Source organism: Leptospiraceae bacterium (assembly GCA_016708435.1).
GTDB lineage: Bacteria > Spirochaetota > Leptospiria > Leptospirales > Leptospiraceae > UBA2033.
On sequence record JADJFV010000031.1, the window covers coordinates 104,363 to 119,552 of the forward strand.

13 protein-coding genes are annotated in these 15,190 nt (G+C 37.2%); 3 read left to right on the forward strand and 10 right to left on the reverse strand.

Annotated elements, in window-relative coordinates:
* On the reverse strand, positions 1-432 hold the full coding sequence (locus tag IPH52_19405) for a hypothetical protein (GenBank protein MBK7057171.1): 432 nt from the start codon (positions 430-432) through the stop codon (positions 1-3).
* A 61-nt stretch (positions 433-493) separates the two neighbouring features.
* Positions 494-1,075: a hypothetical protein gene (locus IPH52_19410; protein MBK7057172.1), complete on the reverse strand. Its 582-nt coding sequence runs from the start codon at positions 1,073-1,075 to the stop codon at positions 494-496.
* 481 nt (positions 1,076-1,556) lie between these two features.
* On the opposite strand from IPH52_19410, the gene IPH52_19415 reads away from it, so the two are divergent.
* On the forward strand, positions 1,557-2,087 hold the full coding sequence (locus IPH52_19415) for a hypothetical protein (protein MBK7057173.1): 531 nt from the start codon (positions 1,557-1,559) through the stop codon (positions 2,085-2,087).
* 252 nt (positions 2,088-2,339) lie between these two features.
* Positions 2,340-3,368 carry an alpha/beta hydrolase family protein gene (locus IPH52_19420; GenBank protein MBK7057174.1) on the forward strand — a complete coding sequence of 343 codons (1,029 nt, stop codon included), beginning with the start codon at positions 2,340-2,342 and terminating at the stop codon, positions 3,366-3,368.
* 52 nt (positions 3,369-3,420) lie between these two features.
* Here the strand turns inward: IPH52_19420 and IPH52_19425 are convergent, their stop codons facing one another.
* Positions 3,421-4,119 carry a hypothetical protein gene (locus IPH52_19425; protein MBK7057175.1) on the reverse strand — a complete coding sequence of 233 codons (699 nt, stop codon included), beginning with the start codon at positions 4,117-4,119 and terminating at the stop codon, positions 3,421-3,423.
* A 7-nt stretch (positions 4,120-4,126) separates the two neighbouring features.
* Positions 4,127-4,627, reverse strand: a complete 501-nt coding sequence (fliN, locus tag IPH52_19430; protein MBK7057176.1) for a flagellar motor switch protein FliN — start codon at positions 4,625-4,627, stop codon at positions 4,127-4,129.
* Between the two features lie 102 nt (positions 4,628-4,729).
* On the opposite strand from fliN, the gene IPH52_19435 reads away from it, so the two are divergent.
* Positions 4,730-6,016 carry an ATP-binding protein gene (locus tag IPH52_19435; protein MBK7057177.1) on the forward strand — a complete coding sequence of 429 codons (1,287 nt, stop codon included), beginning with the start codon at positions 4,730-4,732 and terminating at the stop codon, positions 6,014-6,016.
* Between the two features lie 3 nt (positions 6,017-6,019).
* Here IPH52_19435 and IPH52_19440 read toward each other — a convergent pair whose 3' ends face one another.
* From IPH52_19440 to IPH52_19465, 6 genes are all read right to left on the reverse strand, one after another.
* The gene (locus tag IPH52_19440) at positions 6,020-6,574 is read right to left on the reverse strand and encodes a Uma2 family endonuclease (GenBank protein MBK7057178.1); all 555 of its coding nucleotides are present in this window, start codon (positions 6,572-6,574) and stop codon (positions 6,020-6,022) included.
* A 77-nt stretch (positions 6,575-6,651) separates the two neighbouring features.
* Entirely contained in the window at positions 6,652-8,337 is a 1,686-nt protein-coding gene (locus IPH52_19445) for an ABC transporter ATP-binding protein/permease (protein ID MBK7057179.1), read from the reverse strand.
* Positions 8,338-8,389: 52 nt separating this feature from the next.
* Entirely contained in the window at positions 8,390-9,175 is a 786-nt protein-coding gene (locus IPH52_19450; GenBank protein ID MBK7057180.1) for a hypothetical protein, read from the reverse strand.
* A gap of 554 nt (positions 9,176-9,729) precedes the next feature.
* Complete coding sequence (locus IPH52_19455) at positions 9,730-12,981, reverse strand: hypothetical protein (GenBank protein MBK7057181.1); 3,252 nt, start codon at positions 12,979-12,981, stop codon at positions 9,730-9,732.
* Positions 12,975-13,703 carry a hypothetical protein gene (locus IPH52_19460; GenBank protein ID MBK7057182.1) on the reverse strand — a complete coding sequence of 243 codons (729 nt, stop codon included), beginning with the start codon at positions 13,701-13,703 and terminating at the stop codon, positions 12,975-12,977. Before IPH52_19460 ends, IPH52_19455 begins: the two co-directional genes overlap by 7 nt.
* On the reverse strand, positions 13,703-15,187 hold the full coding sequence (locus IPH52_19465; protein MBK7057183.1) for a hypothetical protein: 1,485 nt from the start codon (positions 15,185-15,187) through the stop codon (positions 13,703-13,705). Before IPH52_19465 ends, IPH52_19460 begins: the two co-directional genes overlap by 1 nt.
* Positions 15,188-15,190 lie beyond the last annotated feature (3 nt).

Consider the following 15,190-nt stretch of genomic DNA (forward strand, 5'->3'; position numbering starts at 1 on the left):
TTAGAATCCAGGTCTACGATAGAAAATTTTTACTAGTCGATGGTCTTTGTCATCTCGAATTAAAACGGTCATTACTTTCTTAGAAGTGTTTTCTCCGAGGATAACGGATTTATTTCCTTTGCTGTCCTTTTGTAAAATTCTCCAGTCTCTTGCGACTAGAACGGATTCATAGAATTTTATCAATTCTTCTACGCTTTGAGTGGACTCTAGAAACAATGCAGATTCGGGAATCATGCCGGTAACATTGCTTAGTTCAACGGATTGCAAGACAGTTCCATTGGCGGGAATAAAATCATGTGAAATCACAGCTCTCGGAGGAGAGCTAGGTTTTTTAATAATGCGAAGATTTTCAAATTGAAAAACTTCTTCTTTCATTTCCTCTGCAAAAAGGGGAATCGAAAGTAGAAATAGGAATGGAATAATTTTATTCATAAAGACACCTTGGAGTAGTGAAATTAGTATTTTTAAAATGACTCAGACAAGCAAGCAAAAATTAGTATTCTGGAAAAAGGAGTCGGTTTGTTTTGGAAAGAATGGTCTGGTCATTTTCATTCTTGAACTTTGATTTTGCCTGTGCAAGAATTCTTTTAGAAGTTTTCGCGTCCCCCGAATAATAAAGTGAAACTGCATACCTTGTAAAATCGAACACTACCGGTCTAGGATGATTTTCTACAATGAACTTGGAATCGGAAAGTGCCCCTTTAAAATCTCGTAGATTATAATAGGCTTCGGCGCGAAGTCTTCTGATTTTTAAGTAAAGAATCTGTTCTTCGCCTAATTCAGCGTTGCCTCTGATTTTCATTTTATCCGAGGTAATACCTGATTGTTCTAAACGATTGCTTTCTTCGATTGCTTGTTTATCGGAATTCTTTTCAAGAGCTGTGTTTACTCCAAGGTAAATCGTTTTAAGTTTTTCTAAATAGGATTCTTTGGTGAAAGCATCTGTTTGCGTATAAGGTGCATTATCCTCACTTAGATCTTTCAGAATTTCTTCTTGGGATTGAGGAAATATTTGAATTGTTATTAAGAATAGTAGAATGTTTAAGTTCATTTTCATAGAATAGGCTAGTATCATTCAGACTGAACTAACTTTGTAAATTGTTTTTTTTCTCACAGAGTGCACAGAGATCGCAGAGAAAAGAGTTGATAAAATAATCCATCTCCACAAAGTCTAAATTCTCTCTGAGAAGTCAATTGTAGTCCCATTCCTTAGTTTTTGTTTTTCATATACCTATTTTACTATCAACGATAATCTTAAATCCACTATTAAATATACTCAAAAATGCAAATTCAGTATCTTTGATAGTATACTAGACAGTATCATTAGCAGTATGGTTGATGCATCCGAAGGTAATTTCGTTGAGTAATTTAGTATAATATTGCTTAGCCGCAAGGAGTGTAAAAAATAAAAAAAATAAAAATTCTCATGCTTTCTCGTTAATTGAGAAGTATCAAACAACCTGAAATTTGATTATTTTGTTTTCATTTAATCAATCTTATAATTAATCTTCCATATAATTTAAATTAAAACTCAAAATCAAAAAGGATTAAGGATTATGGCACAAGTTAAAGGAAAATTTATTATGCTGTCTTGTAGTTTACTTGAGACAAAACCCAACGCAAAAAAAGAAGCACTAGACGTAGTCAAGAGAATGACCGGTAAGGAATTCAATGAATTGGATCCAGAAGGATGGTATGATACAAAGATTTTTCAAGGCGTATTTCAAGCAATCGAAGACAATACTTCGCCTCTCCTTGCAAGAGCAGCTATTAAACACATTGGACAAAAAGTATATCCAACAATAGAAAAGACAGCCGGGCTTCCTAAAACATTAAAGACTCCACTTGACTTTATAAAGTTTGAAGCAGAAGGGTTTTTATTAAACCACCAAGGCTCTGATGTGAAACCGAGAAAAATCCTAGTTGCAGAAGATAAAAATGTAGTAATTGAAGCGAATTCACCCGGTTATTCACCAGTTTTAATTGAAGGCGTTTTTCTTGGAATTTTAGAAATGTCGATGATAAAAACAGGAAAAGTTGAATATAAAGAAGAAAATGGGAATTCCGTTTATTTTATTAAATGGTAGAATACTGGATTTCCGTGTAATGCTGTCAAATTAAGATTTTTTAACCACGAAGGGCACGAAGATCAGGAAGGGATTTTGTAATGAAATCCTGTGTTTTCTTCGCGTTCTTCGCGCTTAAACTCAATGTTGGTTCGTAAGGGCCGCAACATAATGTGGTTAATTCTTTTTTTCCTTTTCTTAAGTTGACTACATTAGATTATCATGAATTCGATAAACTCACACTGGTGCCGTCACCGAGTATATAGGAGAAACATGATCAGCTTATTAGATACTATTTATTCAAAGCTTGCGAATCGAGACTTATTCTTTCAATCGGGTTGGGGAGACAAAGAGGGACTTTATTATTTATTAGCAAATCATCCAACAGAAATTCATCTTCGTCCCGTAAGAGACATTGAACTAATCTGGAAATCAGAAACAAAAGAAAAAGAATTTATCATTAAAGAAGGTAGTTTCGAGAGTCCATTTGTATTTGAATACAAACTAGGAAGAGAGCGCAAGATAATAGAATTACCCGAAGAGGCAAAACAGGCGTATGTGCAAATGATTCTTCCTAAAAATCATAATTCAAATACACCGCTGGCTATTCATTTTGCTGCTACAGGAGATGAAGGATTTACTCGAAGGCGGATAAGCATGGCTATCCCCCTGATCCAAGAAGGAATAGGTTCTGTTCTTCTGGAAAATCCTTTTTATGGAAGTCGCAGACCAAAAGACCAAAAAGGAGTTGTGTTAAAAACATTCACAGAGTTTCTTCGAATGTCACGCGCAACTACTGATGAAGGAATTGCCCTACTCCGCTATCTTCGTAAAGAAGGTTATTCTAATCTAGGAGTAACAGGAATTAGCATGGGCGGATACGTAGCAATTACCGCTGCTGCTAGATCAGAATTAGAATTGGCAGTTGCAGCTTGTATTCCAAGTCATTCTGGTTCTCCTGTTTATATTGATGGAGCACTCAGTCGAGCTTGTGATTGGAAAAGTCTTCAATCTGATTCTCCGAATAAAAATGATGCCAGACATTTTATGCGTTTAATTTTAGATCGTGCAGATATTCGCAGCTTTCCCAAACCCAAAAGACCAGATGCAATGATTATTGTAGGAGCGCAAAATGACGGTTATATTCCCAATTACTCTACAAAAATTATAAAGAATCATTTGTCTGAATCTACTATTCGTTGGGTTTCAACTGGTCACGTTGGATCCTTCTTATTTTGTCTTGGTGATTTTAGAAAAGCAGTCGTGGATTCATTTCGATTGCTTGGCAATTCTTCCCAATAAAATAGATGAAATTTCCACAAGTTGGAAACCCATTTGAGATGGTTTGATATAACTAAAAGTAACCACTGCCAATAATGGCTCTATATTCTGGAGGAGCAAGAGTTGGATTTAAAAACCAGGACTTAGATTTATCCAGTGGTTTTAAATCAATTTTGCGCTCTATTTTGTCTTCTAAGATGAGCTTTGTAGGTGCTTCTGTGTAGGTATCAGGGATTCCATCGAAGTCCGTGTCGATCTCTGCTTTTGTTTCCCAGACAATTCTATCAGCGCGACCGTCGAAGTTCGTGTCTATTTCAGATCTTACAATATTCTTTTTGAAATTATAGTAGGAGGTTACTTCAAAGTATCCGTCTTTGTCTTTGTCATGTTGAGAAAGGGCGATGAATTCATTTGGAAGATACCATTTTAGAATATCAATTTTTCCGTCGTGGTCTTCATCTTCTTCTTCGTGGATTTTTACAATCTCTTTGACTTGTGCGTCTTTGGTGGGAGCACTCGATGAGCCTACCCAAATCATTAAATCAGTGTAACCATCTGAATTTGTATCTAACTCATTGTAGACAAGACGATAATTTCCAGAATCGTCCATATAATATCCCTTGGTGTCGATCTTATCGTCTTTATTTGTATCAACATCTTTGAATTCCATTTTAGAACCAAATTTTAGGGGTTTCACTGACTTTTTACTGCAACTGTTAAAAACAGAAACTAAAGCCAAAATCAAAATACTGTAAAAAATTATTTTATTCATGTTCCTCTTAACCCATTGCCAATCGTTCCATTGGATCGATGATATGAGTTACTTGCACTCCGTAGTAGTCATCAAGAATGATGATTTTACCGCGTCCAATAATTTTTCCATTGGCTAGTAAATCCAATTCTTCCCCAATATTTTTGTCAAGTTCAACGACTGCACCTTCGGAAAGTTGTAAGACATCTTTGATATACATATTCGTTCTTCCAAGCTCTACTGTGAGAGACATGGTAACGTCCATAAGAAGATTCAAATTAGAACTAGAAGAAGCCATTGAGCCACCCATCTTTCCGGCTGTAGGCTTCGCTGTTTGAGGTGACTGTGAGAACCCAGGACCAAGGGCTGCGGCAATGGCATCTGAACTAGGTCCATCTCCTCCGCCTAGATTCATTCCTGCAAAGGGATCATCGCTAGAATCACCACCACTCGATGATTCTCCACCGCCAAAACTTCCCCCACCTAGTAGGGCATCTATATCTTCTTGTGAAAGGGCGCCATCTGCCATATGTAAGTACCTCTTAGAGTAAAAATAAAAAAAAAATTATGTTGTCAAGCAAAGAATAAAAGACGACAGGAATACATTTTTAATAACGGTAGAATAAGAACCATGGACGATAAAAATAAATCTACTGTTATTGATTTTATTACGGCAAAGGAAGCCATTTTAAAAGAGCTTTCCGCCTTAGAAGCAGTCTCTTCGGGAGAGATTGCTCTACCAGAGATTTACCCGGAAAAAAATGAAGTGAAAGTGGAGTTTTTAGCAAGTTCCCTCGCACCGGAGCAAATTGTAGAATGCCTCCAGATTATAAAAAACCATATCGAAAACATTCGCATTCATACCTTTGAGCCGGGCTTTTACGTTTTCCAAGCTCTAAACGAAAATATGTTCGATAGCAAGTCCATTCTAGACAATATCAAATTTAGATTCATCGTGTATAACAACCAGAACAAAGTAGAAATTTCCAAGAAAGGGGATTTCAAACGAGAAGAGATTTTTGTAATCATCTCTCTTTTTAAATATGTGACAGGGTCAAATTCTAAAAAGAATGCAAATCCAAAAGAGCTATTGTCTAGACTTGGGGTAACAGTCTTTGATCCAGCAGAGGAAGCGTTAACCGGCAACATTATCACCTTCGATCATATCGCGGGGTATAATAATGTGAAACAAGAAATTTTAGAATCCATTGTAATGCCAATCTTAAGTCCGAATACTTTCGATGAAGTCTCTAAGTTGACTCGAAAATTTCCATCTCGCAATAGACCTCGCGCCGTTCTATTCGAAGGAGATCCGGGAGTAGGAAAAACAACGATGGCAAAAGTTGTAGCCTGTCTTTGTAAAATTCCAATGGTATATGTTCCAATAGAATCCATTCTGAGTAAATACTACGGAGAGAGTTCACAAAACCTCGCTTATGTATTCGATGCGGCGGCACTTTTTCCAAGTGCGTTAATTTTCTTAGATGAAATTGATTCTCTAGCAGGAAGCAGAGAAGAAGGAATTGTGGAGGCTACTCGTAAGTTGCTTTCTGTTTTACTTCGTAAGCTAGATGGATTTGAAGGAAAGCCCCGCACACTAACGCTTGGTGCAACGAATCGTAAACAAGATTTAGACAGAGCACTCCTTTCTAGATTTGATAAATCAATTTACTTTCCATTGCCTGATACAAAAGAAAGAGCAGCGATTCTAGAAAATTATGCATTTCACTTGAATGAAGAAAATCGCTTTGTGATTTCAAGTCTATTAGATGGCTACTCGGGAAGAAATATGAAAGACTTCTGTGATTTTGTAGAGCGTAAATGGGCTTCTGCGATTATCGAAAGAAGCTTACAAGCATCACCCCCACCTTTTGAAGTATATCAGGAAGCCGCAGAGGTGATAAGGAAGAATAGATAGCGGTTAGATAATTTCAGCGAGGCTTATGCTTTTATTGGTCAGAGGAATAGTAAGTTTTTCATCTAGACCATGCGTTGTATGCAATGTGTATTTGCCGCTAATTGGATTTTGAAAAACTTCGATTTTATTATTTTGCAAATCTAAAATCCAATAAGTAGCAATATTAGCCTTTGCATAGATATTTGCTTTGTATAAATCATCCTCGTAAGAGCTAAGAGCAACTTCCACTACAAAGGCTGCGGTTACTGGATGTTTGTCTCCAAAGTCATCATAACTCCCTTCTACAGCCGAGATATCTGGCTCAGGCTCAGAGTCACCAATTGTGATTGGCTTTTCTTGGCGAACAATAATACTTTCGGATACGGCTTGCGCTAAAATATGACCGAGTTTAGTTACAACTTTAGAATGCTTTGGGGAAATAGTCATTTTGTTTACAACAATTCCATGAATGAGCTCTGTATTGCGCGGTAAAATTCCAGTTGCACTTAGCTTATGATATGTCTCAATATCATATCGAAAGGCTTTTTCTGTATACGACTTTTCAAGAACCGCACTCATGGTAACAGTTTAGCAATTATTTTTAAACTTTGTCAAGTGAAAAAAACAACCTGTTAGTTAGGCTAGCTTTACAATCACTACTTCTTTTGAGACTTTATCGACCATTTATTTTTATTTTCTATGTGTAATTCGGATGTATGAAATTTACGCAAACTATCTCGATGTCCAACGCTGATAAATTGAATACCGGAACTTTTAAGAAGGGAATACATCTTATCCTCATTGTCAGAATCAAGAGCACTAGTAGCTTCATCTAGGATTGCAATTTTTTTGCCCGAAAGAATCAGTCTACCAAAGGCTACTCGCTGTTGTTCGCCGAGAGATAGTATATGAGAGAAATCCATCACCCTATCTAAATTATTAATTCTATCTGGAAGAGTTTCTAATCCAATTTTTCCAAGCAAGGTAACAAGCTCATGATCAGAAACTTCGTATGATTCATTTGGATAAGTAAGAACATCGCGAATCGAGCCTATGGGCAAATAAGGCTTTTGCGGAAAAAAGAAAAGCTCTTCTCGCGCAGGAATTAGAATTTGACCTGAGCCACGAGTCCAAAGTCCGGCAATAGCACGAAGGAGAGAACTTTTTCCTACTCCACTTGGTCCTGTGATAAGCAATGATTCATTGGGTTTTAAGACAAGACTTAGATTGGAAATCAATTCATGCTCTCCATCGTAGGTAAATAGCTGTAATCCTCTCAGCTCAATAGCGTTTTCATTTCTAATTTCTATTTTTGTCATGTCTGACTTTCGATTTTCCATTGCTTCTTTTAATTCAGTAAGACGACTAACGTCAGCGAAGAAGACGGTGAGAGTTTCTAAGTTTGATGCTATGAGAAGAAGTGAACCTAGTATAGATCCAAATGCGATAGACGCTTGACTGATTGTGCCATAATTTACTTCTCCTTTGAAATAACTATTTGCAATCAAGATATATGGAAGTGCCCCGACAGTAAATTGAATAATTAATTGAAAGTATCGTAGGCTTGTGCTCACGATAAGTATTCTAAATTTATTTTCAATTACATCTTTTAGATACTTACCTACAGAAGTAAATTCTCGCTTTTCTCCCGAAAAGAATGAAATTGATTCCGAATGCTCTCGAACTCGCATTAAACTATATCTAAAATCCGCTTCTTTTCTATATTGTTCAATATTGAGACGAGAAAGTTTTCTTCCAAAGAAATAAACAGAAACCAATGTAACAAAGGTAGCAATTCCAAGCGTTGCATAAAATAGAATTGTAGAAATATTCCAAAGCATATAAAAATAAGCCATAGAGGTAAAAAAGGATCGAAAGACATCGACGAACAAGTTTAACGTCCTTTCTACAAAAGAACGGATATCATCCGTTATCCGTTGATCGGGATTATCTATTACTCTTTTTTGTTGTAACGCATAGAAAGAATGATTCAAAAAATATTTATCTAAAAAATCTTTGGTCATCCATTCTCTCCAAAATAAAGCAAGATATTGTTGCAGAAAATAATAACTAGAGAAAGTTGTGATCATTATTAGAAAAGTCCCTATCAACCATAAAAGAGATTTATAATATTCTGCCTCATTCTTAGCTTGCAGGTTTTCCATCCATTGTCCGTAAATTTTAGTGTTCTCTACATCAATCCATATTCCGAATGATACAAGTGCTAGTAAAATAAATAGGAGAAAAAAAGCTTTCTTCTTCACTTCCGAGACCCAAAACGGATACGAAAGATAATGTATCTTTCTAAAAATTTCTTTTGTGTTTGCTAGTAGTTGTTTCAAGTTGAGTTCCTTTGTTGTAACATAATACTTCTTTACCTGTATCAAAAAAATTTCACTCAAATACAAAATGTTTAGATGTCCATCCACTCTGTGAATAACTCGTTACACCATTTCGAGTTGAGCCGGTGAAAGTTGATACTCCATCACGAATTATTATCGTAACTTTTCCACCTGTGGCTAATGTTATTTTTCCTGCATGAACGGCAGCAGTGCAAACAGAGGAAAGGTAAATGTATTGATCTACTCCCCATAGATTATTAGCAGTTCCGCCACTAGGGCAATTCAATATAAACCTCTGTCCAATTGCTTGATAAAAACCAAAGAATCCAGTCGTTGTCCATGTTACATTTGGAATTTCTGTGGCTACTCCTGAGTCACCTGGATCAATTATGTTAACAGTATATTCATAGGATTTAGTTACTCCACTGACGATTACGTTGGAAATTTTTATTGTATAAAGAATATCTGATTTGGACGAAGTATTAATTCCAGTTGGAATCCAAACAATAGTATTATCTCCATAGCCGACAGCGATAGGCTCTTTTGAAAGAGATATATTAGAATTATCCGCTGCGGTCATAGTCACTGTAGCATTTGTAAAATCTGCTGCAGGAACAGAAAAAGACCATCTATCAAATACTAATTGTCTTGGGATAAATCCCTTCGGAGGCCAAGATATAAATGTAGGCATAGAGGAAGGATAAGAACTAGCGAAATTTCCAATTACCCACAGAGCATTACTTGTATCCGTATTTCCACTTCCCATTGTCTGCGCTCTCGAATAGAGTATCCATCTTCGATGACCCGCAGCCGTATTGTTTGATCCTGCATCTTGCATATAAGCAGTTATTGCATCAGCAGAATGAGAACCAGCTAAGTTAGAACTACCCGCTGCGTTTGCTCCATCGGATGTATAGCATGTCCAAGTAGAAGGCGGATTGTGATTAAGAGTATTATTCGCTTTCATCATAAGAGCCGCTTCCTGAGTCTTCGAAAAGGTAGTAGTATCCCAACTAACGTTTCCAAGTTCGACTCTATTTCTAAAAAAATTAATCCGATTCAAAGTCTTAGTTTGTGAATCATCAGATGTTGTCCCGGCAATACAACCAGAAACAGAACCAGTCCAACCCAAACTAACAACGGTCGATTGCAGATAATCATTATTATACGTGCTTAAAACAGTGCTTCTATTTTCTGATCCGAGGGAATTTGTCGAACTCGAACGACTGAGTAAAAACAAACCTAAAAATAAGTTTGTGTTATCTTTTTGTTTCTTGGTATTACAATCGAGAATTGATACACATAGCATAATGAGCATAATCCACAAGGCTATTGCTTTTTTGAATGATTTACTTTTCATGTTATTTCCTTTTTATTATTAGTTAGATTTTCTTATTGGCATACAATCTTTCGGATTTTGTTGTTACCACTGTCAGTCACATAAAGAACTCCTAAGCTATCAATCGTTATTCCAAATGGCAAACTAAAAGTAGCCGTAGTTCCTGTTGCATCAATAGAACCAGTCGTGCCAGAGCCTGCTAATGTTGTCACAACACCCGCCGATGTTATTTTACGAATTTTGTTACTGCTTGTATCTGTTACATACAAATTCCCAGAACTATCAATCGTTACTCCAGACGGCAAACTAAAAGTAGCCGCAGTTCCTGTTGAATCAATAGAACTAGCTATGCCAGAACCTGCTAATGTTGTTACTACACCTGCTGATGTTATTTTACGAATTTTGTTACTGCTTGCATCTGCTACAAACAAATTTCCAGAACTGTCAACCATAACTCCACGAGGCAAATTAAAACTAGCAGCAGTTCCTGTTGCATCTGTAGATCCAGTTGTGCCAGAGCCTGCCAATGTTGTCACTACTCCCGCAGATGTTATCTTACGGATTTTGTTAATTCCTGTATCAGCTACAAACAAATTCCCCGAACTATCAATTGTTATTCCAAATGGAGAACTAAAAGTAGCCGCTGTGCCGGTTGCATCAAAAGAACCATTTGAACCAGAGCCTGCTAATGTGGTCACAACGCCTGCTGATGTTATTTTGCGAATTTTGTTACTGCTTGTATCTGCTACATACAAATTCCCAGAATTATCAGCCGTTACTCCGTATGGAGAACTAAAAGTAGCCGCAGTTCCTGTTGAATCAAAAGAACCAGCAACGCCGGAACCTGCTAATGTTGTTACTACACCTGCTGATGTTATTTTACGAATTTTGTTACTGCTTCTATCAGCTACAAACAAATTCCCCGAACTATCAGCCATTACTCCGCTCGGCAAATTAAAAGTAGCCGCAGTTCCCGTTGCATCTGTAGAACCAGCAACACCAGATCCCGCAAAGGTAGACACTGTTACTGTTGTTTTAGTTGGATCAGAGCAACCTAAAAGTGCTGGCGTTGTAGTCGTTGATTGGCTTGACGCAACTGACGCAATCTTTCTGATTTTATTATTTCCCGCATCGGCTACATATAAATTGCCGGAAGTATCGAAAGCTAAGTATTCGGGATTGCTGAAACTTGCTGTAGTGCTTGTTCCATCTGCACTCCCTGTTACCCCCGTACCTGCAATCGTCGATACAATTCCAGAAACATCAATCTTACGAATTTTATTTCCGCTCTTATCTGCTACATATAAATTTCCGGCGGTATCTAGTGTTATCCCATCTAGACTATTAAAACTCGCTGTTATTCCTGTTCCATCGTCTTTACCAGAACTACCAGACCCAGCTATAGTTGTTACAACTCCAGATGCCGTAATTTTTCTAACTTTGTTATTTCCACTATCACCAACATATACATTGCCGCTTAAGTCTACAGCTACACCTCTCGGCAAATAAAAACTAGCCGCTGTTCCTGTTCCGTCTAGACTACCAGCATTTCCAGAACCAGCAAAAGTTGTTACAACGCCTAATGAAGTAATTTTTCGTATTCTATGATTTCCACTATCACCTACATATAAATTGCCGGCTGTATCAATTGTAATTCCATCCGGATAATTAAAACTAGCCGCTGTTCCTGTCCCATCAGAACCTCCAGAGAATTCTGATCCTGCAAGGGTTGTTACAACTCCTGCGCTTGTTATTTTACGAATTTTATGACCATAGTAATCGCATACATATAAATTTCCTGTGCTATCAAAAACTAATCCTGCTGGACCATAGAGGCTTGCACTTGTTCCCGTTCCATCTATACTACTAGAATTTCCAGACCCAGCAAAGGTTGTTACGATTCCTGATGCAGTAATTTTACGAATCTTATTTGAATTCAAATCAGCAACAAACATATTCCCAGATTTATCGAATACAACTCCATCCGGATAACTAAAACTAGCCGCTGTTGCTGTTCCGTCTGTGCTTCCTCCAGCGCCAGATCCAGCAAAGGTTGTTACAGTGAATTCTTGCGTATTAAGGCTCGCACCAATGTATAACTCAGCCGATGACACTGTAGAATTTGAATTATCTGTAAGACCTCCAACTATTAGGACATTTCCGTTTCCAAGTAATGTCCCTGTATGAGCTACTCGAATGGATTTCATATTTCCAGCACTTGCAAAAGTTCCAAGCGTTTCATCATATATTTCTCCATCTGCCAAATATCCATTATCCGCAGATCTTCCACCGGTTAATAATATTTTTCCATTCGGCAGAGTTACTGCAATCTGTTCACTTCTACCTGTTCCCATTGCTCCAGTAGTCGAGAATACATTTGCGGTTGGATCATATACTTGTGCATTGACGAGAGTGCTCGTTGAATTTTGTCCTGCAATCAAGACTTTGCCAGAAGAAAGTGTATTTGCAGTATGGTTAAATCTGGAAAGATTCATGCTGCTACTAATTAAAGTAAATATTCCTGTTGTAGGATCATATACTTCTGCGCTTGATAAATTTGTAGTTAGATTCGCACCACCGGATACTAATACTTTTCCTGAACTCAATAATATGGCATTATGGGTTAATCTCGCTAGATTCATACTACCCGTAGCGGTAAATACACCAGTAGCCGGATCATATAACTCTGCAGTTGCATATACCGTTGTATTGCCTATACTCGAGCGATTACCTCCACCGGTTAATAATACTTTACCGTTTTGTAATACTGTCGCGGTATGAAGGTATCTTGGAGAAGTTGTAGAAGTTCCACTCGTAAAACTTCCTGTAGTGGGATCATACAACTCTGTGCTAGACATTGTTCCGCTTGAACTATTGTATCCGCCTACAATTAAAATTTTACCAGTATTTAAAAGTGAGGCTGTATGCTTCTCTCTGGCTAAGTTCATAGATCCAGTAAGAGTAAACTTACCCTTAGTAGGATCATATAATTCTGCGGAAGAACGATAGCCGCCGGAGTTACTGTATCCGCCCGCTATTAAAACATTTCCATTGCTTAATAATGTTGCTGTATGATTGTATCTTCCTTCATTTAGACTTCCGGTTAGGGAGAAATTAACCGGTGGCAAATTAGGATTACCCAGCATATATTGAAGCCAAAAAATAGGAGTCATTGGATCGGTCACATTATTCAGATTAGCCTTACATACAGTGCTAATACTTAAAAGGAAAATCATCAGAACTAGATTTCCAATAGCTTTAAATGCATTTCGTCTAAATTGGTTTTTTATATTAATGTTTACCATACATGTCTCCATCCAAGAGTATAATTTGTTTCTCTATTATTCGCATAAGAATTTCCACTGACTACAGGAAAGTTTTCAACCTTTGTTTGAAAGTCAAGTCCTGACTTTGGTTGCGGATGATTGGAACTAGCCGATGTAGTTGGTTTTGAAAATGCAATTAAATCGATTATATTCAGTGCATATAAGCCTACAAATAAACCTATCGCCAAAGTAGTATTTTGTGCTGCACCGGTATAATCCTGTCTGAGCTTGCCAAATTCAGAGGCAGAATCATAGACCAAGAAATCAGTTACCATTTTTGCTTCTGCTGGCGAAGAGGCAAATCGCTGTATGACCATATAATTTAAATAAGTTAGCCCATGGGAATGCTGATATGTTTTTTGTGCTATACCTAAATTTACAGATTGGACGGCAATGTTTGCAAGTAAGAGCCATGCACTAATGTTTAGAATAAGACCCTTACCACTACTAGGATCTCTTGCTAATTGTCTAGTGCCCGGAAATGCGATCATGTATGTGAGACTACCAGAATTTTTTTCACTGACTGCTCTTGCTTGTTTAGCTTCCTTTTCGACGGGACTTATTTTTTTACTTGGAATAAATAAAGTAGGAAAAGGTCCTTCCGAAGTAATAATAACTTGTGGTTTATTAGAGGTCTGCTTTGCATCCTCTGCGACTAATTGGATACTTAGTAAAAATATTAATATTAAGACTAATTTCATTATTCCACTCCATTCTTGACTGTTCTTAGATTTATAAAAATTGGTTTGCCTGGATCTACCTTTACTTTGAAGTTTTCGGTTCTAGACTCACTATTATCCGTTCCAAATACTTTAAAGCTGAAATCATAGTCTCCAGCTTCAAGGAATACTCTCTTGACTTGAAAGTTAGAAGGTAGTAGTCTCCAGGATCTAGTATCTGGTTTTACTATTGCACCTGCAATTTTGCCTGCTGCAAATCCAAACGCTGAATCATACGCTGCTTGTGCAGCTAATTTGCATATACTACCTCCTATTGCTCCTAACCTATCGCATTCATTCTTTGCTCTATCAAATGTTGACTGTGCGGCTTTCTTGGCAACTTCGGCAGCAATCATTGCGACTACAGCCTTGGTGGCTATAGAGGCTGCATTCTTTTTAACTTTAGCCTCATAATTCTCGTTAAAATTTTTCATTGCAATCTCTGAATAATCAGTAATAGATTCCATCTTACCGACTGACGTTCCATTAATAAAGATTTCTTGCGAAAGAGGGTTTAATTCTTTCATTTGAAATTCTGGTATTGGATTCTCTGCTTGCCCGATTGCATACAGAACAGCGGAGGGAGTTAAGTTCATATCACCTATATTTTGTTTATTCAATTCTAACTGAATCATTTGAGATAAAATTTCTCTAAATACCGGCTCATCTCCTATCTTTCCTTTTGATTCTCTTGCTGCTGCCATACCAGCTTGATTGATTACGACAATTTCGCCCATTTTTTTATTAAATGGAATACTCTGTAGATTTTTATCGTAAGAAGCTAATAGCTGTTTTCCGGCAGAATACTTTGCTTGATCTCCAGCATTTTTTTCTTTAACGGCTAACATATATCTTTCTGCAAGCACGGTATCTGATTTCCCTAAAATCTGTTCAATGTTTTTCCATTCAACGCGAGAATCATTGTATTTGCCTTGCTCTTCGCTAATGATTGCATCCATATAGCGTGCGATCACTATTTGTTTGTATTTTGCATCTGTGCCTTTCATAGAAGTAAGTTCAAAGTTTACTTTCTTAAATGCTCTCTTTGCATTTTCCAAATCATTTAATAGTGCATAATTTAACGCTATATAGAATTTAAGAATTACAATTTCAAAACTTTCCGCTTCAAAATTATTCCATGAATCATTTAGCACAAAACTAGCAGTAGACGCTGTTACACTTGTCTTCTGACTATCTACAATTTCTTCGGCTTCTTTGAAAATTACATTGCTCTTATTGTAATCACCCATCGTATGTGCAACAATTCCGGCCTCTAGAAGATGAAGCAGTCGATCTCTCGAAGAAGATTCACTCACATCATTTCGGTATGAATCCAGGGACGATTGGAAATCGCCATTTAAAAAAGCATTTTCCTTGGATTGTTGATAGCCACGAGTAGATTCTGAGCTACTTGAACAATTGGCCATTAGGCTCACTAAAATTAGAAACAGGTAAAGAGGTTTCATGTT